Source organism: Streptomyces sp. NPDC057099, assembly GCF_042671245.1.
Taxonomy (GTDB): domain Bacteria; phylum Actinomycetota; class Actinomycetes; order Streptomycetales; family Streptomycetaceae; genus Streptomyces; species Streptomyces purpurascens.
The window spans coordinates 1-20283 of the sequence record NZ_JBHUTX010000044.1; the positions used below are offsets into that span (position 1 = coordinate 1).

22 protein-coding genes are annotated in these 20283 nt (G+C 70.6%); 9 read left to right on the forward strand and 13 right to left on the reverse strand.

The window, feature by feature from the left end:
- Positions 1 to 522: 522 nt before the first annotated feature.
- Complete coding sequence (locus ACFT4A_RS34015; RefSeq protein ID WP_382838221.1) at positions 523 to 669, reverse strand: hypothetical protein; 147 nt, start codon at positions 667 to 669, stop codon at positions 523 to 525.
- Between ACFT4A_RS34015 and ACFT4A_RS34020 the strand changes: the two genes are divergently transcribed.
- A complete protein-coding gene (locus ACFT4A_RS34020; RefSeq protein ID WP_382838216.1) occupies positions 607 to 2961 on the forward strand; it encodes a Helicase associated domain protein in 2355 nt (784 codons plus the stop codon). The two genes, ACFT4A_RS34015 and ACFT4A_RS34020, sit on opposite strands and share 63 nt — an antisense overlap.
- Before the next feature lie 1564 nt (positions 2962 to 4525).
- Here the strand turns inward: ACFT4A_RS34020 and ACFT4A_RS34025 are convergent.
- The 6 genes from ACFT4A_RS34025 to ACFT4A_RS34050 form a co-directional block, all read right to left on the reverse strand.
- Entirely contained in the window at positions 4526 to 4912 is a 387-nt protein-coding gene (locus tag ACFT4A_RS34025; protein WP_382838042.1) for a DUF6415 family natural product biosynthesis protein, read from the reverse strand.
- Complete coding sequence (locus ACFT4A_RS34030) at positions 4909 to 5097, reverse strand: hypothetical protein (protein WP_382838044.1); 189 nt, start codon at positions 5095 to 5097, stop codon at positions 4909 to 4911. Before ACFT4A_RS34030 ends, ACFT4A_RS34025 begins: the two co-directional genes overlap by 4 nt.
- A 100-nt stretch (positions 5098 to 5197) precedes the next feature.
- The gene (locus ACFT4A_RS34035) at positions 5198 to 6046 is read right to left on the reverse strand and encodes a helix-turn-helix domain-containing protein (protein ID WP_382838047.1); all 849 of its coding nucleotides are present in this window, start codon (positions 6044 to 6046) and stop codon (positions 5198 to 5200) included.
- Positions 6047 to 6062: 16 nt separating this feature from the next.
- Positions 6063 to 6605, reverse strand: a complete 543-nt coding sequence (locus ACFT4A_RS34040; RefSeq protein WP_382838049.1) for a DUF6879 family protein — start codon at positions 6603 to 6605, stop codon at positions 6063 to 6065.
- The gene (locus ACFT4A_RS34045; protein WP_382838052.1) at positions 6565 to 6840 is read right to left on the reverse strand and encodes a hypothetical protein; all 276 of its coding nucleotides are present in this window, start codon (positions 6838 to 6840) and stop codon (positions 6565 to 6567) included. The genes ACFT4A_RS34040 and ACFT4A_RS34045 overlap by 41 nt, the downstream gene beginning before the upstream one ends.
- A gap of 289 nt (positions 6841 to 7129) precedes the next feature.
- Positions 7130 to 8185 carry a hypothetical protein gene (locus ACFT4A_RS34050; protein ID WP_382838055.1) on the reverse strand — a complete coding sequence of 352 codons (1056 nt, stop codon included), beginning with the start codon at positions 8183 to 8185 and terminating at the stop codon, positions 7130 to 7132.
- Between the two features lie 530 nt (positions 8186 to 8715).
- On the opposite strand from ACFT4A_RS34050, the gene ACFT4A_RS34055 reads away from it, so the two are divergent.
- Positions 8716 to 9150 (forward strand): hypothetical protein, encoded by a 435-nt coding sequence (locus ACFT4A_RS34055; RefSeq protein ID WP_382838058.1) that lies wholly within the window; start codon positions 8716 to 8718, stop codon positions 9148 to 9150.
- 47 nt (positions 9151 to 9197) lie between these two features.
- Here the strand turns inward: ACFT4A_RS34055 and ACFT4A_RS34060 are convergent, their stop codons facing one another.
- From ACFT4A_RS34060 to ACFT4A_RS34075, 4 genes are read right to left on the reverse strand one after another with little or no spacing between them, the layout of a single operon-like run.
- The gene (locus tag ACFT4A_RS34060) at positions 9198 to 9992 is read right to left on the reverse strand and encodes a hypothetical protein (RefSeq protein ID WP_382838061.1); all 795 of its coding nucleotides are present in this window, start codon (positions 9990 to 9992) and stop codon (positions 9198 to 9200) included.
- A gap of 19 nt (positions 9993 to 10011) precedes the next feature.
- Positions 10012 to 10989: an aldo/keto reductase gene (locus ACFT4A_RS34065; protein WP_382838064.1), complete on the reverse strand. Its 978-nt coding sequence runs from the start codon at positions 10987 to 10989 to the stop codon at positions 10012 to 10014.
- Entirely contained in the window at positions 10986 to 12158 is a 1173-nt protein-coding gene (locus tag ACFT4A_RS34070) for a JmjC domain-containing protein (RefSeq protein WP_382838066.1), read from the reverse strand. The genes ACFT4A_RS34065 and ACFT4A_RS34070 overlap by 4 nt, the downstream gene beginning before the upstream one ends.
- Before the next feature lie 20 nt (positions 12159 to 12178).
- Positions 12179 to 12316 (reverse strand): hypothetical protein, encoded by a 138-nt coding sequence (locus ACFT4A_RS34075; RefSeq protein WP_382838069.1) that lies wholly within the window; start codon positions 12314 to 12316, stop codon positions 12179 to 12181.
- Between the two features lie 162 nt (positions 12317 to 12478).
- On the opposite strand from ACFT4A_RS34075, the gene ACFT4A_RS34080 reads away from it, so the two are divergent.
- The 3 genes from ACFT4A_RS34080 to ACFT4A_RS34090 all read left to right on the forward strand — a co-directional run bounded on the left by ACFT4A_RS34080 (position 12479) and on the right by ACFT4A_RS34090 (position 14817).
- Complete coding sequence (locus tag ACFT4A_RS34080) at positions 12479 to 13807, forward strand: hypothetical protein (protein ID WP_382838071.1); 1329 nt, start codon at positions 12479 to 12481, stop codon at positions 13805 to 13807.
- A gap of 272 nt (positions 13808 to 14079) precedes the next feature.
- Positions 14080 to 14520, forward strand: a complete 441-nt coding sequence (locus ACFT4A_RS34085; RefSeq protein ID WP_382838074.1) for a hypothetical protein — start codon at positions 14080 to 14082, stop codon at positions 14518 to 14520.
- Between the two features lie 66 nt (positions 14521 to 14586).
- Positions 14587 to 14817, forward strand: a complete 231-nt coding sequence (locus ACFT4A_RS34090; protein ID WP_382838076.1) for a hypothetical protein — start codon at positions 14587 to 14589, stop codon at positions 14815 to 14817.
- Positions 14818 to 15077: 260 nt separating this feature from the next.
- Here the strand turns inward: ACFT4A_RS34090 and ACFT4A_RS34095 are convergent, their stop codons facing one another.
- On the reverse strand, positions 15078 to 16085 hold the full coding sequence (locus ACFT4A_RS34095; RefSeq protein WP_382838079.1) for a hypothetical protein: 1008 nt from the start codon (positions 16083 to 16085) through the stop codon (positions 15078 to 15080).
- Positions 16086 to 16132: 47 nt separating this feature from the next.
- Here ACFT4A_RS34095 and ACFT4A_RS34100 point away from each other — a divergent pair, with 47 nt between their 5' ends.
- On the forward strand, positions 16133 to 16516 hold the full coding sequence (locus ACFT4A_RS34100; protein ID WP_382838082.1) for a DUF6233 domain-containing protein: 384 nt from the start codon (positions 16133 to 16135) through the stop codon (positions 16514 to 16516).
- 62 nt (positions 16517 to 16578) lie between these two features.
- On the opposite strand, the gene ACFT4A_RS34105 is transcribed toward ACFT4A_RS34100, so the two are convergent.
- Positions 16579 to 17280: a restriction endonuclease gene (locus ACFT4A_RS34105; protein WP_382838085.1), complete on the reverse strand. Its 702-nt coding sequence runs from the start codon at positions 17278 to 17280 to the stop codon at positions 16579 to 16581.
- 574 nt (positions 17281 to 17854) lie between these two features.
- Here ACFT4A_RS34105 and ACFT4A_RS34110 point away from each other — a divergent pair.
- From ACFT4A_RS34110 to ACFT4A_RS34120, 3 genes are all read left to right on the forward strand, one after another.
- Positions 17855 to 18052 carry a hypothetical protein gene (locus ACFT4A_RS34110; protein WP_382838088.1) on the forward strand — a complete coding sequence of 66 codons (198 nt, stop codon included), beginning with the start codon at positions 17855 to 17857 and terminating at the stop codon, positions 18050 to 18052.
- Positions 18053 to 18819: 767 nt separating this feature from the next.
- Entirely contained in the window at positions 18820 to 19833 is a 1014-nt protein-coding gene (locus ACFT4A_RS34115; RefSeq protein ID WP_382838090.1) for a DUF6192 family protein, read from the forward strand.
- Positions 19834 to 19835: 2 nt separating this feature from the next.
- On the forward strand, positions 19836 to 20249 hold the full coding sequence (locus tag ACFT4A_RS34120; protein WP_229882432.1) for a hypothetical protein: 414 nt from the start codon (positions 19836 to 19838) through the stop codon (positions 20247 to 20249).
- Positions 20250 to 20283 lie beyond the last annotated feature (34 nt).

A 20283-nucleotide genomic window follows, 5' to 3' on the forward strand; every position in this document is an offset into this window, starting at 1 on the left:
GGGATATGCCCCGGCAAGCCGGGGCATAGAGCGCGAATTGCGCAAGCGCAATTCGAATTCCGGCGCAAGCGCCGGAATGGAATTCCGTAAACGGAATTCTGACGGGATGTCAATTCGCGCAAGCGCAAATTGGGAGCGACCGCGCAAGCGCGATCGCCGGGGCTGGCAGCAAGGGGAGGTGCATCATGCGCGGGACTGTGTAGCCCCTGGGGTTCCAGGCCACCACCCCCTCAACGGATGTGACGGACCATCGGCCCGACGGATGCCGGCCCCACCGCAGTGACGGGCTCCGCTTACGCTCCACCCTGACCCCTCCCACGTGCCCCAACTCGCTCCAGCCGTTCACCAATACCGTGCCAGCATACCGCATGAGTCGCACCCATGAGGCTAGAATCAGCCAAGTATCAGCCTACAGGGCGAACCTGTCGCGTGAGTGATGCATCACGGGGCTTGGCTGTGTAGAGTCTGGAGCCAGACACCACCACCCCGGCCCGACTGTCCGCGCCGGACTTTCCATTCTGATTACGCGCCGCGTTCCGCGAAAAGGAGAACACGGGAATGGCCGTTAAACTGCGTGAACACCAGATTGAGGCCGTAGCCGCCATTGTGCGCGGCCTCGATATCCCGCCAGGCGGCATTCCCTGGAATGGCTTGCGCGGGCAGGTGCACGCCGCGTGCGGAACGGGAAAGACCATCATCGCGGCGGCCTCCGCGAAAAGGATTGTGCCCAAGGGCCGCATTCTCGTTGTGGTGCCGACTCTGGATCTCCTGGCGCAGACCGTGAAGGCCTGGAGCGGTGCCGGGCACAAGGGGCCGGCGGTCATGGTGTGCTCGCCTCTGGACGACCCGGAGCTGTGGCACCTGGGCGTCAGGTGCACCACCAACCCCGTGCAGCTGGCGCTGTGGCACAGCACCGGGCCGGTCACCATCTACGCCACCTACGCGTCGCTGGGCGTGCTCGTGGAAGCGTTCGAGGGCGCCTACGGCCAGAAGCTCACCCCCGTGGACCTGGCGGTGGTCGATGAGGCGCACAGGACGTCCGGCTCGATGGGTAAGGCGTGGGCGGACATCCACGACCAGACGAAGATCCCGGCGCACCGCCGGCTGTACCTGACGGCGACGCCCCGGATCTGGGAGGAGCGCCTCAACCGCGAGGTCGCCGAGGGGGTGCGCGACCCGCTGCCGCGCGAGATGGCGGCCTCCATGGACGACGAGAAGGTCTTCGGGCCGGTCCTCTACAAGCTCAGCCTGGCGTCGGCCGTGTCGCGCAAGCTGCTGGCGCGCTACCAGATCATCGTCCTGGAGCTCCAGGACCCGGTGGTGACGCCCGAGCGGCTGATGGGCGAGGAGCGGCACACCGAGGAGGTCCGTGGGCAGCGCCTCGGGGCGCTGCAGGGCGCGCTGCTGCACACGATGGAGCAGCACAACCTCCAGACCTGCATCACCTTCCACCACCGGACCATAGAGGCCGCGGCGTATGCGGAGGGTCTGGAGCGCGTGGCCAAGCGGCTGCACGCCGACCAGCCCGAGAAGTACCCGGCGGAGATCTGGGCGGACTGGCTGTGCGGTGAGCACGTCCCGGAGCGCCGGCGGGACGTGCTGGGCAAGTTCGGCTCCACCGCCCGGCGGGCGGTGCTCTCCAACTGCCGCGTCCTGGGGGAGGGCGTGGACATCCGGGCCGTGGACAGCGTGGCCCTGCTGGACCCCAAGGGTGCGCCGCACGACATCGTGCAGGCGATCGGCCGCGCTTTGCGTCAGAAGCCCGGAGAGGGAAAGCTCGCCTCTTTGATCGTGCCGGTATTCCTCCAGCCCGATGAACAGCCGGAGGATATGTTCACCTCGGGTTCGTACCGGCCTTTGGTGAAGGTATTGGAAGGTCTGCGGGCTCACGATGAAGAGGCCGTGGAATTGCTGGCGATCCCGCAGGAGCCTCAGAAGGACGTTGCGCAGCCCTCCGAGTACATCGGTGCTGCGCCCGGTGATAACGAGGAAGAAACCCGTCTGCTGCTCCGTTTTGCGTCTCCGCGTGATCCTGTGATGGTCGCGGACTGGGTCAGCTTCAACGTGATCGACACGGAGCGGCAGGACTGGGCGAGGGGCTGGGCGAAGCTCAAGGATTTCACGGAGCGTGAGGGCCATGCCCGGGTGCCGTACGAGCACAAGGAGGGCGCGTTCCCGCTGGGGACCTGGGTGGCGGAGCAGCGACGGGCGTACGGGGCCGGGCAGATGAACGGCCGGCGCGCGGCGCGGCTGGAGAAGCTGGGCATGGCCTGGTCGGCGGCCGATGCGCGGTTCCAGGAGAACCTGGCGGCGGCCCGAGTGTACTACCAGGAGCACTGGACCCTCTGTGCTCCGAGGTCGGCGGCGGCACTCGACAAGCCGGTAGGGCAATGGTTGAGCAATTTGCGCCGTCCCGGTGCGCTGGCCGAACGCCCCGAGTGGGAGGCCGCGTTGGAGGCCGTGGACGAGGACTGGAACCCGCCGTGGCCCACCGAGTGGCAAAGGTACTACGCCGCTCTGCGCGAGCTGGTGCGTGACGAGGAAGGCCCGGCGGAGGTCCTGCCCGGCTTCACCGTGCACGGCATGGACGTCGGCAAGTGGCTGGCCCGGCAACGCAAGCCCGAGGTGTGGGACGCCCTGACCGACGGGCAGCGCGAGCGCCTGGAGGCCGTCGGCGTCACCCCCCTCGCCCCGGCTCCGGCCCCGGTGGAGCCGGACGTGCCCACGGCGCCCGTGAGCGCCTTCGAGAAGGGCGTTGCGGCCCTGGCGCAGTACAAGGCCCGCACGGGCTCTGTGACGGTCCCCAGGGGCCACGTAGAGGCTTTGCCGGATGGGTCTGAGGTCCGGCTGGGTGTCTTCCTCAGCAACAGCAAGAGCCGCCGCGGCAAGCTGACCGTCGACAAGCTCGCCGCGCTCGCCGGTCTCGGGCTGGAGTGGGCGGCCACGGAAGGAGCGGCGTGATGACCGCACCCGAGGAAGAGCAGCGCGTGCAGGAAGCCGTACGGCGGCACGCCCGCACCAGGGCCTTCGCGGAGGCGGAGTACGTCATCTCGGCTGTGCTGTCCGACCCTGGGGTGCAGGAGGCACGGGCCCGGGTGGATACGGCGGAGACGGAGCTCGGGCTGGAGCTGTGCGCCCGTCTCCAGCCGTTCCAGGACCGCTACGACCAGGCCGTGGCAGAGGGCGACACGGCCCGGCTCACCGAGAGGCCTGTGCGGGCAAACACGGCCGCTGGGGCCGGATCTGCGTCCTGCCCGACGGTCACGAGACCTCGATGGAGGAACCGCACTGGGGCCGCACCAGCGAGGGCCGGCCGATCGCGTGGGTGGGCAGCGCACCCGACGACTGGTGAGCGGCGGTGAGACCGGCGACAGGCCCCCGGGGCGCACGGGCGGCCCGGGGTCCTTCGCTGTCCGGGGCCAGCGGCGCCGCTCCCAGGCCCTACACGCACTGGAGTGCGATGCCCGGTAGTTCTGAGCTGCGACATCGCACTGGTGTGCGTGTAGGACCTGGGGTCGTGGGTCGCTCCCCCGGCGAACTACATGGCGGCCGGGGCAGGTTCGGCGAGGCGGTCCGGCCGGGTGTATCGGCGATCTCCGTTCCGGCTCCCCGTCGGGCTGACGGCGCTGCGGGGCGCGGCGGCCCCGTCCGACGCGCAACCGGCTGAGCGCGCCCCGATCCCCGGCCGTGGCCGCGCCGCCCATCCCGCCCCTCCCTCCTCCTTCACTCCAGCCAAGAGACATGGGCAGAGCAGCCGCAACGGGGATGTCAGCAGGCCGACCACGGCTAAAAGGCCTGGTGACCTGCACGGACACGGGGACGGTCCTGCGGGCCGCGCAACCTCTAGCGCAACTCCTAGCGCAAGAGATGGGCGCAACTCCTAGCGCAACCTCTAGCGCAACAGGTAGGTCGCAACCTCGTGCTCTACGACGGCACGTACGCACCGGGGGCGACCACACTGCCGGAGGACACCTGCAGAACGTCCCAGCACCGGCGAGGACGGGCACATCGACTGGCAGCTTCGTGTCGCTGCCGGGCTGTGCCCGTCGAACCGGCGACACTGGCAGCGCGTGGCGGTCAGTGCCTGCTCCCCCGTACAGGCCGGGCCGTCTTCTCCGGTTGACCGGCCGGCGGCCTACGCCTCGGGGCTCGCAGGACCCTGAGACGTAGGTCGGCCCGTCGACTCGACGTCGACGACGGCCAAGCCCGGCCATGGTCAGGCGGCGCTGAACTTGTGTGCGCGCGCCCGCACCCTCATGTCCGCCCCCTACCTGTCCTGCGTATTGGCTGGTGTTACATCCCAGCTGCGAGCCACAGCGTCACCCGCCAGGGCCAGGACCACCAATGTCATTTCGTGCTCGCATGGTCAGCCGGGGCAGCGCCGACGGTCCTCCTCAGACCGCCGACGACCGTGGTACAGGTGTGCGCCTCACACACCGGGGTGCGATGCCCCGGAGGTTCTGAGCTGCGGCATCGTACTGGTGTGCGTGTAGGCCCTGGATTCTTGGGGCCCTTCCCTGTCGAACTACATGGTGGTTGGGGCGGGTTCGGTGAGGCGGTCCAGCCGCGTGTAGAGGGCCCGTACGAGGCGGGCGCGGTTCTGGACGCAGCGGGCGGTGCCTTCAAGTGGGGCGGACAGGCGGCCGTCGGCTTCGCGGAGGACGACTTCGGCGAAGGCGCCGCGGCCGTCATTCTTGGGCAGGGCGGCGGCGAGACGCCGGACATCGGCGGCGACCGCGCGGGCGTGCCCGGTGAGCTGGAGGGCGATCTGCTCGTAGTCGCGGGGTGCGAGGTTCGCGTCCTTCCACTCGAGGACGGCGGTGACGAGAGCCTCGTGCGGGGCGCGGTCCAGGGGCAGTTTGGCCTCGATCAGGCCGCGCGGGTCGTGGAGCACGACGTGGGTGTCGCTCATCGGGTGCCCGCCGCGTCGTCGTCCAGGTCGTGGTCGCCGGTGTCGGCGCCCGGGGCCTGGACGGCGAGGAAGCGGGCGTAGCCGCGGTCGGCGCGGGCGATCAGCGCCGAGGAGGGGCGGCCGAAGGTGGGCGGCCGGAGGCCGCGGTCTTCCGGTTGGGTACCGGCGGGTGTGGGTGCGCTCATGGGCACCGCCTCCGTGTGCTGGGTGCGTCGCGTCGGTGTTGTTCGACGCTACGGAGGCCGCCGCGCTGTCCTCAACGAGATTGCGGGTTATTGCGGAGGTTCACTCCAGGGCGTCGATCGCGGCCCGGATGAGGGCGCGGGCTGCGTCGCCGTGCACGGCCATCTCCGCGAGGCCGGCGAACGCCTTGGCGTAGTCGGCGAGCTCGCGCGGCTGTTTCACCTTGATCTCCGCCGTCAGGGTCTCTACCACGGCCACGGTGTCGTCGTGGAGGTAGAACGCCTCCAGCGGCCACACGGTGCGCTGCGCGGTGAACGGGATGATCCCCAGCGAGACCGAGGCGAGGGGCATCACCGCCAGGAGGTGGCGCAGCTGGCCGCGCATCGCCTCGGGGTCGGCGGCGCGGTAGCGCAGGACGGATTCCTCCATGAGGACGACGTAGCGGTGGCCGCCCTCGTAGAGGAAGCGGGAGCGGGCGATGCGGGCGGCGACGGCTTCGGCGACGTCGTTGGGGGTGCCCTGGAAGCGGGTGATCTGCGCCATGAGGGCGGTGGCGAATCCGGGGGTCTGGAAGAAGCCAGGCGGGACGTTGGAGACGTAGACCCGGCAGACGCGGGTCTGCTCGTGCAGGGTGTTCCAGTCCTGCTGGACCTTGCGCATCCCGTCTTTGTGCAGGCGGCGCCACTCCAGGTACATGGAGTCGACGGCGCGGGCGGTGGCGATGAGGTCGTCGGCCTGGTCGTCCGCGTCGCAGGCTGCGCACCAGGCGCGGATGTCCGCGTCGGAGGGCGGGGCGTCGCCTTTCTGGATGCGGGTGGTCTTGGCGGGGTGCCAGCCGCACCGGGCGGAGAGTTCCTTCCCGGTGAGGCCGGCGTCCTTGCGCAGGTGCTGCAGGCGCACGGCGAGCGCCTCGCGGGCTGCTTGTGCGCTGGACGATGGGGATGCGGTCATGGGGCTGCTCAGGGGCCTAGACGGTGTACTTCTCGTGCGGGATGCCGCGCTCCCACACGGTCTCGAAGGCGGTAGCGCACAGCGCGACGGCGGCCGGGTCGGTGGTGCGTTCCTTGCCGTCGGTCGCCCAGTCGCCGTTGCCGGTGAAGTGGTGGAACTGCACGAGCCGTTCGTCCAGGAGCCAGAAGTCGTTGCCGGGCAGCGGGATGTCGCAGGCGCGGCGGCGAGGCAGCCAGCGCACGTCCTCTCCGGCCTGGAGGTTGAGCGGGGTGATGGCGTGCTCGTAGCGGATGTAGTCGGTGACCGGCTCGGACACTATCCGAGCACGGCGCATGACCACGCCGCGGGCCACAGCCTTCTGCACGAGCGGCATCCACTGGGGCCAGAACGAGCGGGCCGGGTCGAGGTTCGGCACGCCGGTGCGCAGGAAGGTCTCGAAGTCCTCCCGTTCGTCGCCCACCGCGTAGACGTCACGCATCTCCAAGTGGACGGCGGTGTGCCGGGTGGCTGCGAGCAGGTCAGCGAACGTCGCGGTGTTCAGCGACTCGTTCCGCCTCATCGCACGCCTCCCTCAAGATCGGCACCATGCGGGCCGGAATCCGGATCACCCGCTCGTGCGCGGGGATCCCCGTCTTGTGGCTGGCCACCCACTCGGTGGAGCCGACCAAGTCCTTGAGGAGGGCGTCGGCTTCCTCGCCCTGGAGGACCAGGTCCGCGCTCTCCTCTTCCACCCACACCGTCGGTGATCCTTCGCCGCCGGTGTTGGGGTCGATTCCGACGAACCGTAACGTCATCGCTTGCTCCCCTGTGACTCGGTTGCGCGTAGTTGCGCAGACCGTCCCGCAGGCATGAGACCGGCGTCAAGGGCGCCTCGTCTGGCGGTGAGGCGGCGGCCGAGGAGGCTCCTGGCCCGGGCCGCGACTCCGGATTCCGAGGGCACAGCGCCTTGAGTTGGCGAGGGGCCGGCGGTCCGTCCTGTGACGATCGGGTGGCACGGTCGTTAGTCCGTACGACTCCATAAAGCCGGGCCCCGGGGACGTCATGGCTGTTCCCCCGGGGCCCGTGGTGGTGCTGAAGCGACTACTACATCAGCGCGGCGAGTGCCTGCTCAGCCATCTGGATGCCCTGCGTTGCCGCCATGGTGGTGGTGCCCTCCAGGAGCTTGTCCTTGAGCTGGGTGGCGAACTGGCGCAGGCGGCCCGGCTCGGGGTTGCCGGAGGTCGCCTCGGTGTGGAGGTCCTGGGCGACGCGCTCCAGTTCCACGCGGTCCTCGTCGGACAGGCCCAGGATGGGGCTGACCTGGCCGACGTACCCGGCGAGCTGGACGAACAGCGTGGGGTCGACGCCGTCGGTGTTGTTCTGGGTGAAGTTCTGCTGCTCGCCGATGATGACGCCCTTGGCGTTCGGCAGATAGGTGTTGTACGTGGCGCCGGGGCGGGGCTGGTTGACGTGGTCTTGCACGCTTCCTCCGGTCAGAGCGCAGCTGACGCCCTGAGGTGTGATGGCGACGGTGGGGGGCTCGGTGTCGATGTGCTCGATCAACTTGTGCTGTGCCAGGTGGGCGAGCGCTTCGTGCAGCTCGGTGCCGGTGATCTCGGATCCGGCGAAGTAGGAGGCGGGTGTGGCGAGGAACAGCACCGGATTGATGGGCTCGTGGTCGCCCGCGGTGTCGAACAGCCACCGGTGGAAGGCATCCATGGTGTACCGGAGGCGGGCGGCACGGTCGCCTCGCCGCTTCTTCAGCCGGTGGATCGCGGCGCGGCCGGCGTCGGTGAGGTAGACCGTGGGGGCATCGTCGAGGCCGCGCGAGTTGCGGACCAGACCGCGCTCTTCCAGTTCGTAGGCGAGCACGGAGGGGTCTTCGTCCGACAGCTGCTGTTCTTCGACGAACCGGGTCACGTCGACGTGGTGCGAGGGGTTCTGCTGGGCTTGCTCGTCGAGCCACATCAGGAGCCGGTCCAGGACCGGGTCTCCTTCGGCGCTGCCACGGCCGGGCAGGGTCCCTCCAGTGCCAGTCGCCTCGGTCTGGATCGGCACCCGGATGGGGTTCCGCTTGGATGCACGCTTGTAGTCCTCGGCGATGCCCTTGAAATGCTTCTCGATCGCGCGTCGCTGGCTGCTGCGGGAGTTGCGGGCCACGTTGCCCTCCTGTCTCAGGTACCTCAGCCAAGGGTACGGAGCGGGTCTGACAACGGGCCTTCCGCTTACCCGGACCCCGAGGGGCCCGCCGTGCTGGCGGGCGCCCCTTCGTCGGCGGCCGGGCCCCTGCTCGGGGTTGGCTCTCGTGGTTCTCCGGGTGGGTGAGCCAGTTGATGGACGATGTGGAAGCGGCCCGGGTGCGGGGACTGCTTCGGGGCGGGGTCGGCCATCGGGGCGAGGCGCCGCCAGGTGTCGGCTGCGAACCGCGAAAGGATGACCGTGGCGAACAGCTCGTGGGCCGCGGACGTCCCTCCGAGGACGGTGGCGTGGGCCGTCTGTTGAAGATGATGTGGACGTTGGCAGCGCGTCCCCAGGTCGCAAGGCAACGCCCAGGATCACCGCTTCGAGTGCGCGTTCCTCCCGTGCCTGGGTGCCTTTGACCAGAAGCGTTCCCCGGTGGCCCGGGGGTCGGCTATACCGGAGCAGAGCTGACCGCCCTGCTCGCCGTCGTCGAAGGAGTCCTCCGCCTCATGACCGATGCTGCGAACGCCCCTTCCGCAACACGTACCACTCGTGTGATCACATTCGTCGCCTTCGGAATCAGCATCGCCTTCACCGGCTTATGGACCTTCATCTCTGTCCCTCAGCTGGTGGACTTCATCGCCGACCGGGACATCGCAGCCCCACTTTTCCTGGCCATCGTGGTAGTTGCCGGGCCCGCCCTGTTCTGGTCCTTCATCGGTCTCGGCTTCGGCATGAGCGCGATGGGCTGGGCCGCCGGCCTCGCAAGCACCGGCATCCTCGTCGGCCTCACCTACGGCTGGCTCGCCGCGGCTTCCGACGGCCGCGGCTTCACCTACTGGCTGTTCCTCACCATGATCGTCACCTCCACCCTCGGTGCGTTCTGCGCGATTCCCTATGCCCTCGTCCACGGCACCATCGGACGCCGTGGACCCGTCGCGTAGCCGAGACCTTGCCGGGCCCCGGGAACTCAGGTTCCCCGGGGCACTCGTCAGCAGTGGGGGAGTTCCTCAGCCCAGTCCCGGAGCGGGACTTCGAGGGCAAGGTTGTCGCCGCGTGCCACGGTCTGGAGCAGCTGGGCGCATACCGTCGCTTCGGCGGCGAGGCCGGCCGGGCTGCCCAGGATCGGGAAGGCTGCTCGCACGCGGGCGGCGGTGATCGGTTGCAGCAGGGTGTAGGCGTAGAGCATGGCGGCGTCGAACCCCACCGGGGCGCGGCCCCAGCTCTCCCAGTCCAGGATCCGCAAGGGCGCAGTGAGGTTCGCCCAGTGCACGTCGCCGTGGGCGGTGGTCCAACATGGCGCGGCCGGGGCCGGGATGCCGACGAACTCGGGGATCGCCCGGTCCATGTACTGCTGCCGTACGGCAACGCGGTCGGTACCGACCGCCGACACCTTCTCCAGCACCCCGGCGAGGTCGGTCCACCAGGGCTCCGGGAGCCGGAGGTCGTGCTGGAGGATCGGGTCGGCAGACAGCACCGGCTCGGAGACGCGGGCCGACAGCTCGGCGCGGTAGGCGGTTCCGTCGTCGACGGCGTCGTGCACGCCCAGGAGCTCAGGCCGGTGACCGTCGAGGTCACCGAAGGCGTGCTGCGCGTTCAGAGTGCCGTCCCACAGCTTCCCCGACGCCTTGTCCTCCGGAGCGGACACCAGCCGAAGCCACGCCGGGGCACCGGTAGCGGTGCGGGCAGGGGCGCCCAGGGTGCGCCCGGCCCAGCCCCAGAACTCCCCGCCCGGCTCGGTCACCACGTCCAGGGCCTTCGCGGCGCGGGCGTGGTGGGTACGCATGCACTGCTCGGTGGCCGGGTCAGGGGGAAGCGAGTACATCAGCGATCTCCCGCAACTGGGCGGTGGTCAGGGAGGGTTGGGCGACCGCGTCAGCCGCCTGCCCCCAGTGTGGCGCACTGGAGGCGGCGAGAAGAACGGTTGTCACTCCTGGGCATGACGCGACGGCCAGGACGCCCGCTTGTGCGGGGGTCAGGCCCGGCCGGATGAGGTCGGCGAGCTCCCGGTCGACCATGGCGGGAAGCCCGCCACCGTGCAGAGGTGCGGAGGCCATCACCCGCAGGCCCGCGTCGGCGGCGGCCGGGAGCGGGCCGGCACCGTCAAGGGCCTGCGTGATCGGCGTCATCATCACCAGACTCACCGGCAGCTGTACCGCGGCCAGGTGGTGCCGGCCGCCTGCGGCTTCGGCGGCCAGGCCGAGCAGCTCCCCCACCGTGAACGCGTCGTCCTCCAGGCCCGCCCAGGTGGCGATGCCGTACCCGGCCACATGCCCGGCCGCCACCTCTTCCTCCAGGACGACGAACGCCTCCCGGATCGCGCGGTGCAGCGCGGCACGGTCGCCGGGGTGGGCGCTCTCGGGGTTGTGCAGCAGGACCAGGTCCAGCTTCTCGCGTCCGAGTTCGGCGCGATTGCGGCCCGTCTGCCAGCGCACGTACTCGGGGGCGAGGCTGTGCCCGGCGAGTTGAAGCAACGGCGAGGAGCCGACGGAGGTGCGCAGCTTGGGGCGGATCCGCCCCAAGCTGCGGACGGCCTGGTGCTCGGCGGTGAGGACACCTGCGTGCACGGCGTCGGTGCCGGTGGCTGCGGTGAAGTACCCGGTCTTCGTCGAGACACGGAGGGACGGGTGAGCGGCGAGCGCCGGGGCCAGCAGCGTCTGGGCGCGGCCTGCTGCGTAGTTGGGGGCAGTGTCGATCCACTGCGCGCCGGAGGCGGCCGCGCGGGCGGCCGCCTCCGGGATCGCCCGGCACCGGTAGGTACCCAGAGCGAGCTCCGCCGTCACAGCAGGCTCCCCACGACGGCGGCCTGCCCCGCGACGAGCTCCTGGACCAGCCCGGCGACGTCCTCCAGGGCGAGGCCAGCGGTGTCGGCGAGCGTGGCCAGGTCCACGGTGCGGCCGTCGACCAGCGGGCGCAGCACCGCCTCCGCTGCGGGGGCGAACTCGTACACGGTTCCGGCCGCGGACAGCGTCACCGCGTCCTCGCCGACCTCCAGCACGGCTCGGGCAGTCGTCAGCCGCACCCGCAGGTGCGGGTCGGCGGGGATGCCGTCGATGTAGGGCAGGCTCGGCACCATCCGGCCGACGGCCTGGCCGTCCATCGCCGCGGCGTAGCGGGCGAGCAGCCCGGGGTCGTCCAGCAGTTCGGCGAGCCGCTTACGCATCCCGTCCACGGCGTCGGCCTGGACGTCCGGCGCAGCGAGGAGGGGCAGGTCGCGGCGCCAGTCCTCGTGTGCGAGCAGCTGCTCGGACACCCAGGTCATCAGGTCGGTCGCGGTGTGGGCCTGCAGGCCGCAGGTGACGTGTAGGGAGCGGGTGCCCTGGTCGGCGCAAACCGCGTGCCACACACCGCGCGGCACGTACAGCACGTCGCCCGGCCACAGGACCAGGTCGGCGACCGGCTCGGTGGGCGCCTCGCCGGGATCCTCGATGTCGCAGTAGAGCGGGTACGGGCGGGTGGTGCCGTAGATCCGCCAGCGCTTCGCGCCGTCCAGCTGGACCACGACCGTGTCGTGGTCGTCCCAATGGATGCCGAAGCCCTCGGTGCTGGTCCACGACGCGTACAGGTTCGCCTGCACCCGCGTGCGCAGATCCCGCTCGATCGCCTCGGCGAGACGGGCGATCGGCGGGTGGAGCTCGTCGACGCTGTCCAGCGCGAGCGAGGCACCCTCCTTCAGGCGAGCGTGGAGCTCGGCGGGGTGCAGGCGGTGCCACACCGTATGCCTACGTGTGGCCTCCGGGGCGGTGTAGCCGCCGACCAGCAGGGTCTGCCCGTCGCGGGACAGCCGCATCCGGGGCGGCTGAAGGCGGTGGGCGGTCAACATGTGGTTCAGGTCGTCCCAGGACATCAGCCCGGCGACATCGAGCGCGCCGGGTACGTGGCGGAATTCGCGGTGCAGTGCCTGGGCGAGGAAATCCTCGCCCAGGCACGCCGCGATAGACGTGTGCGTCATCGCGTCAGGCTCCCGGTTAGTCAGTCGTTGCCGTCGCTGCGGCCGGTGCCGCCGCCGTCAGAGGGCACGGCGTTGCGGCCCCGGGCGGCGACGATCTGCCGGCGGGAGCGGACCAGGCCGCTGGACGTGGTGGGCGGGGGTGTGGCGAGACTGGGCATGAGTCCTCCTCCTGATCGGTCGGCCGGGCCCTTACGGCGCGGCCGCGAACACCCCCAGTACAGCCAGGAACGGCAGGGGCGATAACCCCGTCATGGGGGCCCCACGGTGGGTAGGGTCAGTGGGCTGACGCTTCGTCATTCCACGGGCTTTCAGGGGGACTTGTGGACGACTTACCGCCGTCACCCGCCCACGTGCCGCACCGTCTGCTGGGCGACCCGGCGTTCGTGCGGGCGCTTCGTGAGCGGGACTTCACCATCGTGTTCGCTATGGCCCACGACGCGGGGATCTCCTTCAACCGGATCGCGGAAGCGTGCGCGCTCAAATCCGAGCGCGTCAGCCAGATCGCCCGGGGCGCCGGCTCGGTCACCGCGCTGGCCACCGTTGAGCGAATCGCCGCCGGACTGCGCATTCCCGGTGCCCTCCTGGGGCTGGCTGCGCAACCCTGGGAGGACACCGCCGTCCTCAGCACGGAGTCCGACCATGGAGATGATCCGATGAAGCGCCGCAACCTGCTGCGCGGCGCGCTCGCCGCCGGCCTCACCGCCCCGGCCCTCGCCGCGCTCACCGCCGCCCGCACCGACGTCGACCAGACCCTCTCCCCCGACGCCCCGCAGGACCTCGCCGACCTGGAGGCCGCGGCCGAGAGCTACGGCTACGGCTACCACGGACAAGCGCCCACCCGCGTCCTGGCCGACCTGGTCACCGACTTCACCACCCTGCGCCCCATGCTCGCCGTCCCCCAGCCCGCCCCAGTCAGGGCCAGGTTGTGCCGCACGGCCGGGCAGATGGCCGGGATGACCGCGATCGTCTTACACGACCTGGGCAGCCGCCGGCAGTCGCGCGCCTGGTTCGCCACCGCCGCCCGGGCCGCCGCCGAATCCGACGACAACCAGCTCTACGCCTGGGTCCGGGCGCGCGAGGCGATGGTCCCCCTCAACTACGGCGCCCCGAAGACAGCAGCCGACCTCGCCGACCAGGCCCGCCGGGCCGCCGGCACCCGGCCGACCGCCGCCGCGGTGCTGGCGGCCGCCGTCGCCGCCCGCGCCTACGCCCTCAACCACCAAAGCGAACAGGCCCGTGCCGCGCTCACCGCCGCGAACGCCCTCATGGACCGGCTCCCCAAGTCCGAGCGGTCGGACACGTGGCTGACGTACGGCGAACAGAAACACCACGTCCACCTCAGCCACGCCTTCACCACCCTCGGCGACACCCGCCGTGCTCGCGAGAGCCAGCAGCGGGCGCTGGAGCTGTCCGCTCCGACCAGCACCATGACCCGCACCCTGCTGAACATCGACGCCGCGGCGTGCGCTCGCCACGACGGCGACCAGGAGGAGGCGTGCCGCCGTACGGTCGCCGCGCTGACCGCGCTGCCCGGCGACTACCGCACCGGCCTAGTCCACCGCCGGGCTCAGGACCTGTACGAAGCGATCCCCGCGCAGCACCACCGCGAACGCGCCGTACGCGAGCTGCGGGACGTCCTCGCCGCCTGAGGCAGCAGCGTATTGGAATCACCCGCCCGTGCACCACGGTCGACTCGGTGGGCGGTGCGGACCAGTGCGGCCAGCGGCGCCGGATGACGCCGTCTTGGCCGTCGCGCCAGGGTGTTCGTGATGACCACGGACGGCTTCCACACTTCGGCGCAAGAGGGGTTCGGTTCACTGAGTGCCAACATTCCGTGGACTCTGCGCTATGGCTCAGCTGTTCCCCCCGTTACCAGGATGGAGGCCAACCACGCCTTAACGGAGGAATGATGATGAAGAACATGGCTCTCCGCACGGCAGCGGCAGGTGCAGCTGTCGCCGCCCCACTGGTGCTCATGCCGAGCACGGCGTCGGCGGCCGGAGCCTCGACTACGGAAACGGCTGCTTCGGGACCGCACCACTGGATGTACAGCGACGACGACAATCCCGGCGGGCGGGTCGACTTCTGGCCTGCTCAAGACAAGCTGCGGGTCTGCGACTTGCAGAAGGACGGATACAGCGCTCAGGCGACGATCGGGCCCGGAGGGCGGAATCTCTACCATCTCAAGGGCAAAGGCAAGGGGGACTGCCAGACCTTCGACAAGAGTGACAAGGACTTGCGGGAGGGTGAGTGCTTCATCGTGACCATCGGCTTGTACAAGAACGGCCAGCTGCTCGACCAGAGCTGGGACTGGGCGATATGGCGCAACGACAACGACGAAAAGATCAACTGCCCGCAGTAGGCCGGTTGAGCGAGGCTCACTGAGGCCTCTCGAACGTGACGGTGGGCGGCACGTGATCTGCGCTCCGTGGCTGGGCGTCCCACGTGCGCCTATGAGCTGGAGTACGACGGCGGCGGCAGCCGGGTTCGTGTCATCGGTCCGCTCCGGATCTTCTACGACCGGCTCGGCACACGTCCCATTCGCGTGCAGTTGCAAGACGAGGGCCAGCCGTTGTCCGACGGTCTTCTCCTGGCGCTCTTCCTCGTGCTGTTCTGGCAGAAGCAGTCCTGGGAGTCGGCCCAGCGCTCGAGGAGCTGAAGCTCAACCGCCCGCCGGGAAGAGGGCTGTCGGAGTCGAGGATCTGTACATCCCCTCCCCCAGGAACGTGCGCCGGCTTCGCCGTGCCCCTTGCGCGACGTCGGCCCGGACAATTCTGGGCGGGATGTTGCGGCCGGCCAGGGCCTGGTCGACGGCCTGGACGTATGGCCAGTGCGGCGCGCCCTGCTGCCACAGCCGATGTCACCCTGGCGGATCCAGCGGCACCGGGCTACACCTGCTCGCACTGGGGTGCGCCGGGTTCACGAGGCGCGCCGGAAGGTGGTGGCCGGGCCGATGACTCCGGGGCCGAATTTGTCGCGGACGCGGTCGCTGACGGCTTCGGCGACCAGGCGGGCCTCGCGGGCGGTGTCGAGGCTGATCTGCTGGGCGACCTGGTCGGCATCGACGAGGTCCTCGCCCTTGAGGGCGAGGGCGGTCAGGCGGCCGCGCTGGAGGCCGGCGGTGTCCATAAGCCGGTAGGCGAGGGTGCGCAGGTCCTCGTCGTGGGCGGAGGCTTCCGGCAGGCGGCACGAGGTCTCCCAGGTGGTGCCGCCGGCGAAGTGCAGGGTGAGCCGCAGCGCGCGAGCGGCCTGGCCACGCCCGCGCAGGAGCTGTCCGAGGTGGACAAGCAGGTCGAGGAGGGCGGCGCGGACGGCCGTGCCGTCGAGGGTGTGTCGGGGGAAGGCGCAGCGGGTCGTGGCGGAGGCGGGCAGGGTGCGGGGGGTGACGGGGCGGGGGTCGATGCCGCGGGCCCGGTCGGCGGCCAGGCGTCCGGCGCGGCCGCCCAGCAGGCGCTGAACGGTGGCGGGCTGCACGGTGGCGAGCATGCCGACAGTGTGGATGCCGTAGTCCCGCAGGGCGGCGGCCTGACGGGGCCCGATGCCGTACAGGGCATCCACGGGCAGCGGCCCCACCCATGAGGTGACCTGGTCGAGGTCGACGGCGAGGACGCCGCCGGGGCCGGTGATCTGCGCGGAGGCGGTGGCCGCGACCGTGACGGTCGGGCCGATGCCGACCCGGACGTCGACTCCGAGACGGGAGAGCGTCCGTACGCGCAGCACCTCCCCCAGGTGGCGGGCGTCGGTGCCGTGGTAGCGCAGCGCGCCCTTCAGCTCCACCAGCGCCGCGGACGGCGGCAGGGCCTGCACGACCGGGGACAGCCCGGCGAGCTGGTCCAGGACCTGCCGGTAGGTCTCCTCCGGCAGCCGGTCCGGGCAGCGCACGTGCATCACCGTCGCCCCCGCACCTTCCGGCTCCTTCGCGGCCATGGCACACCCACCTCCTCCATCCCACATTATCGAACTAGAATTCGAACATGCGAGGGGTGCGACCCGCGCGGCGAAAGATCCCGGGACGGAACGTGTTCGACGACCTGCCACCTGACCTGGAGCGACTGCTCACCCTGAGGGTGTGGCACGCGATGTGGCTGGCGCGCATCGACAACAAGATCGCCGACCTCCAGCGGCGGGAAGCCGAGCGGGACCACGGCCGGCGCGTCCGGCCCGCCCGGCCGGAGTGGATCGTCCAGCTCGGCATCGGTGCCGGCCGCCCGCCCGTCCAGGTACACGCGGGCGACTGCTACGCCGCAGGCAACCGACGCCGCCCCGTCGACCGCGACGAAGCCCGCCGGCTCCTGGCCTCCGGACTGCCCGCCTGCCCCCACTGCCAGCCCGACATCGAGCTCCGCATCCTCGACTGACCCTCCGGTCACAGACGCATGGAAGACGGCCCCAGGACCGAGGGTCCGACGAGCGGTCCCGTTCAGCTCAGAGATGTTGGCCGCCTGGGGGGTGGCACGGCCCGCAGCAGTTCCCACAGCGGCCGTGAGCCCGACGCCCACACGGCCAGCGTCTGGCGGTCCACCACGTGCAGCCGCTGCTGCTTGGCGAAGTTCGCGGCCGGGGCGGTCACCCTGCCGTTCGTGACGATCACTGCGACGTCCGCGCCGTGCACCGGCCGGGCCGTCCCGTTGAGGACCTGCAGGTCCGGCGTGCCCACCGCCGAGCCGCGGGCGCCGTGGCGGCGGTGCTTGCACTGGATCACCCAGCGCCGCCCGAGCGGGTCCGTGGCCTTCACGTCGGCGCCCAGGTCGCCGCTTCCACCGACCCGCTGGGCGTCCTGGCAGCCGTCCCGCCGCATCAGATCCCGGATCGCCTCTTCGAACTTGGCGTGATGCAGCACGTCCAGGTCCGACAGCCCGTAGCGCAGGCCCTGCGCGCGCACGGCATCCCAGCGGGCCCGCTGCTGCCGGTTGTGAAACCAGCCGGCGCCCGCGAGCACGAAGAGGACCAAGGCGACGACGAGCACCCACCAATGGGCCAGCAGCCAGTTGACCACCATCACCACCAGGCCGATGACCGCCGTCGCCACCACAGCGAAGGCGACCAGCTGAGCATCCCGCTGCTGCCGCCGCTTGCCCGGACGCCGCGTACGCCGCCGTACCGGTGGTCGCCGGCGCGTCACCGGTTCCCCTCCGTCTCCGGGAACCGGACCGGGTACGACACCGTGGGCCGCGGCTGCTGAGTACGCTGCGGGGCGTTGTCGAACCGGATCGGATACTCCACCGTCGACTGCGGCCGTGGAGCCGCACCTCCGCTCCCCGCCGACGCGTTGCCGCTGCCGTTACCTAACGCCACCACGGCTAACGCGAACAGGGCGAAGACCGTCATCTCCCGCCTGGCGCCCGGGGCCCACCGCGAATGCCCCCTAACCGGCGTTCCGTCAGAGCGCACGTAGTCCCGTACCCAAGGCATCCGACGCCTCCCCCTCGAAGCAAATGACCAAGACCGCCCATGGTGACAGCAGGCACTGACAACCGGTCAGGAATGCACCACATTCGGTGATCAAGGAAGGTCTGATCAGGACAGGTCCACTCGCTCCGCGGCCGTGCGGCCGCGGATCCGAGCGGGCTCGCGGCTCACCACGCGCGTATGGATCAGGGCGGCACGACCGCCGGATGTCGAACATCCGTGTCATTCGGGTCGTATCCTGCGGCTTAGGCGACCGGTGCCGGTCGCCCAGAACAGGACACGCCACGATGACGACTCCCCCGCCGCCGATCACCGAGCCGGACCCTTCCACAGCGACCTGCCCCGGTGATCTGGTCGGCCCGTGCGCCACCTGTCGGCGCAAGACCCACAAGTACGGCCGGGGCGGCACCCCGCTGTGCCAGTGGTGCGCCGCGCCGGCCATGGCGAAGTGGGGCCCGACCGTGCGCGTCAGCACGCGCCCCTGACGAACGGCTCCCTGACCCCGGCGGCACGAGCAGCTGACGGCGGGCCGGGCTGTTGCACTCGAACGGCGGCCAGTGGTGGTGGAAGGCATGGGGCGTGACGTGGACGCTGCCGGAGCCGATGCTGGCTACCACCGTGCCGGATCCCGCTCTGCCGCCGGGGTGGGCCGGGGAGCCGAAGTGGGACGGGTTCCGGGCTCTCGTCTCAGTAGGTGTTTTTGATCCCTGGCCGTGAGCTGCGCATACCTGGATCATCTGGGGTGTGGTGGCTGGCGGGACGGCTCGGCGGTACTGCCGGGAGTGTGGTGATCCGCTGCCGCAGACGATGGCGGCGGAGGCGGTGTTCTGCTCGGGTCGGTGCAGGTCACGGCGGTGGCGGAGGCTTCAGCTGACCCGGCAGCGGGTGGCCGCGATGCAGCGGGGAGAGCAGACGGAGTGCCCGGTGTGTGGGCGGTCGTGGACGGTGGGGGTGGAGCGGTCGAGGGCAGCGGTCTACTGCACGGACCGCTGCCGGGTACGGGCTTGTCGTCAGCGGCGGGCGTCGCGGAAAGGCGTTACGGAAACGCCATAGTCGAACGCCTCGCGAACACCTCGAACACCCCCCGTCTTGCAGGGTAGTTGGGATCGACCCCCGAGCGCTTCGAGCGCCTCCGGTTCACGCCCTGTCCCGGCGTGTCGCGCGCGCGTCACGGTGGACGTGACCGGGGCCGGCGCCCCTTTGACCGGTCACGTCGTGGCTGGGCCGGACCCGGGTGAGGGCGGTGGTCATCATGACCGATGTGGCCGACCGGATCGGGAACGTCACCCGGCAGCGTTACGAACAGCTCGTCACCCGGGCCAAGGAACTGATCGCGCAGATCGCCCGCTCGCAGTTCGCGCTGGGTGACATGGCGTTGGAGATCGAGCCGATGAGGTCGGTGGGCGGGTCGATGCCGAACGGCACGGAGGACCTGTTCACCGTGACGGAGTCGTTGCAGATGTTCGCAGACGACATCGGCGTCGAGCGGCGGACGGTGGAGGACTGGCGCTACACCGCCAACCGGTGGCCGGAAAAGCGCCGCAAGGAGGGCGTGTCGTTCACCGTTCACCGCATCCTCGCGTCGGTCGTGGACGAGGATGAGCGGTGGGCGGCGATCGAGGATGCGCCGTTCAACCCGCGCACCGGGGCGAGGCAGTGGACGCCGGACGGCGCGAAGCGGGTCGTTGGCCAGCGGGTCGACCGGCCGGTGACGGTGGATGAGAAGGTCCAGGCCGTGGCCGACCTGACCCGGGACGACGAGGTCGCTGCCCAGGTCGCCACCGACCTGCTGAAGCGGCCGACGGTCACCGAGCACGTCACCCCGGCGGAGAAGGTCCGGGTCGTCACGGAGCTGACCAGGGACGACACCGTCGCGCAGGAGGTCACCACGAGTCTGCTGCGCCGTCCGGCCGTTGCCCGGAAGACGATGCGGGACGACACCACCCGGATGCTCGTCAACCGCGCTCAGTTCGACAACTCCAACGAGACCCGTGACCGGATCCGGGAACGTACTCCGGCCGTCCGCGCGATCGAGCACACCATCGAGTACCTCGACCTGGTCGGCTCCTGCCACAGTTTCGTGGCCACCCTCGGCCGCCTGGTCCCACAGCTGCGTGGGCAGGAGTTCACCGAGGACGAGCGCGAGACCGTCCGCCGGCAGATCGGCCGGGTCCGTGCCGCGGCGGACTGGCTCGAAGGAGCCCTCGACAACGGAGAGTTCACCCTGGACGAGCAGCTCGTCCAGCTGCTCAAAGGCGAGGAGTAGCCGTGCCGCGACGCCGGGAGGCCCGGCCGCTGGCCGAGCACTACGGCGACCTCGTCCGCGTCGCCCTGATGGAAGCACGCCCCGCCGGCCTGCACACCTACCAGCTCATGGCCGCAACCCGCCTGACCCGCTCGCAGGTCGGCCGCGGCATCCGGCACGTCCGCGACGTCGTCGCCGCGGAGAACCTGACGCCGATCACCTGGACACGGCGGGACGGGTTCATGTTCTCCGACGACCCCGCGGACTGGATCGAGTACGACAAGCGGCAGTTCAGGCAGATCCTCGGCCGCCTCACCCGGGTGATCACGGGCACGCTCGATCCGCACCTGGCCCGCTACCCCGACGACGAATGGGCCCAGCTCGCCACCGCCCAGCTCACCGGCGTCCGCGCCACCCTCGCCCAGCTCTCCAAATAGCCCCTGTCCGCAACCGATCACCTCTGCCGAGCCC

Coding starts and splice junctions, on each gene's coding strand:
- ACFT4A_RS34075 (WP_382838069.1), bottom strand. CDS start 12,316: ATGCCCAGTCTCGCCACACCCCCGCCCACCACGTCCAGCGGCCTGGTC.
- ACFT4A_RS34055 (WP_382838058.1), top strand. CDS start 8,716: ATGACCGATGCTGCGAACGCCCCTTCCGCAACACGTACCACTCGTGTG.
- ACFT4A_RS34060 (WP_382838061.1), bottom strand. CDS start 9,992: ATGCGTACCCACCACGCCCGCGCCGCGAAGGCCCTGGACGTGGTGACC.
- ACFT4A_RS34095 (WP_382838079.1), bottom strand. CDS start 16,085: ATGGCCGCGAAGGAGCCGGAAGGTGCGGGGGCGACGGTGATGCACGTG.
- ACFT4A_RS34040 (WP_382838049.1), bottom strand. CDS start 6,605: ATGAGGCGGAACGAGTCGCTGAACACCGCGACGTTCGCTGACCTGCTC.
- ACFT4A_RS34115 (WP_382838090.1), top strand. CDS start 18,820: ATGACCGATGTGGCCGACCGGATCGGGAACGTCACCCGGCAGCGTTAC.
- ACFT4A_RS34045 (WP_382838052.1), bottom strand. CDS start 6,840: ATGACGTTACGGTTCGTCGGAATCGACCCCAACACCGGCGGCGAAGGA.
- ACFT4A_RS34035 (WP_382838047.1), bottom strand. CDS start 6,046: ATGACCGCATCCCCATCGTCCAGCGCACAAGCAGCCCGCGAGGCGCTC.
- ACFT4A_RS34085 (WP_382838074.1), top strand. CDS start 14,080: ATGGCTCTCCGCACGGCAGCGGCAGGTGCAGCTGTCGCCGCCCCACTG.
- ACFT4A_RS34025 (WP_382838042.1), bottom strand. CDS start 4,912: ATGAGCGACACCCACGTCGTGCTCCACGACCCGCGCGGCCTGATCGAG.
- ACFT4A_RS34100 (WP_382838082.1), top strand. CDS start 16,133: ATGCGAGGGGTGCGACCCGCGCGGCGAAAGATCCCGGGACGGAACGTG.
- ACFT4A_RS34110 (WP_382838088.1), top strand. CDS start 17,855: ATGACGACTCCCCCGCCGCCGATCACCGAGCCGGACCCTTCCACAGCG.
- ACFT4A_RS34070 (WP_382838066.1), bottom strand. CDS start 12,158: ATGACGCACACGTCTATCGCGGCGTGCCTGGGCGAGGATTTCCTCGCC.
- ACFT4A_RS34030 (WP_382838044.1), bottom strand. CDS start 5,097: ATGAGCGCACCCACACCCGCCGGTACCCAACCGGAAGACCGCGGCCTC.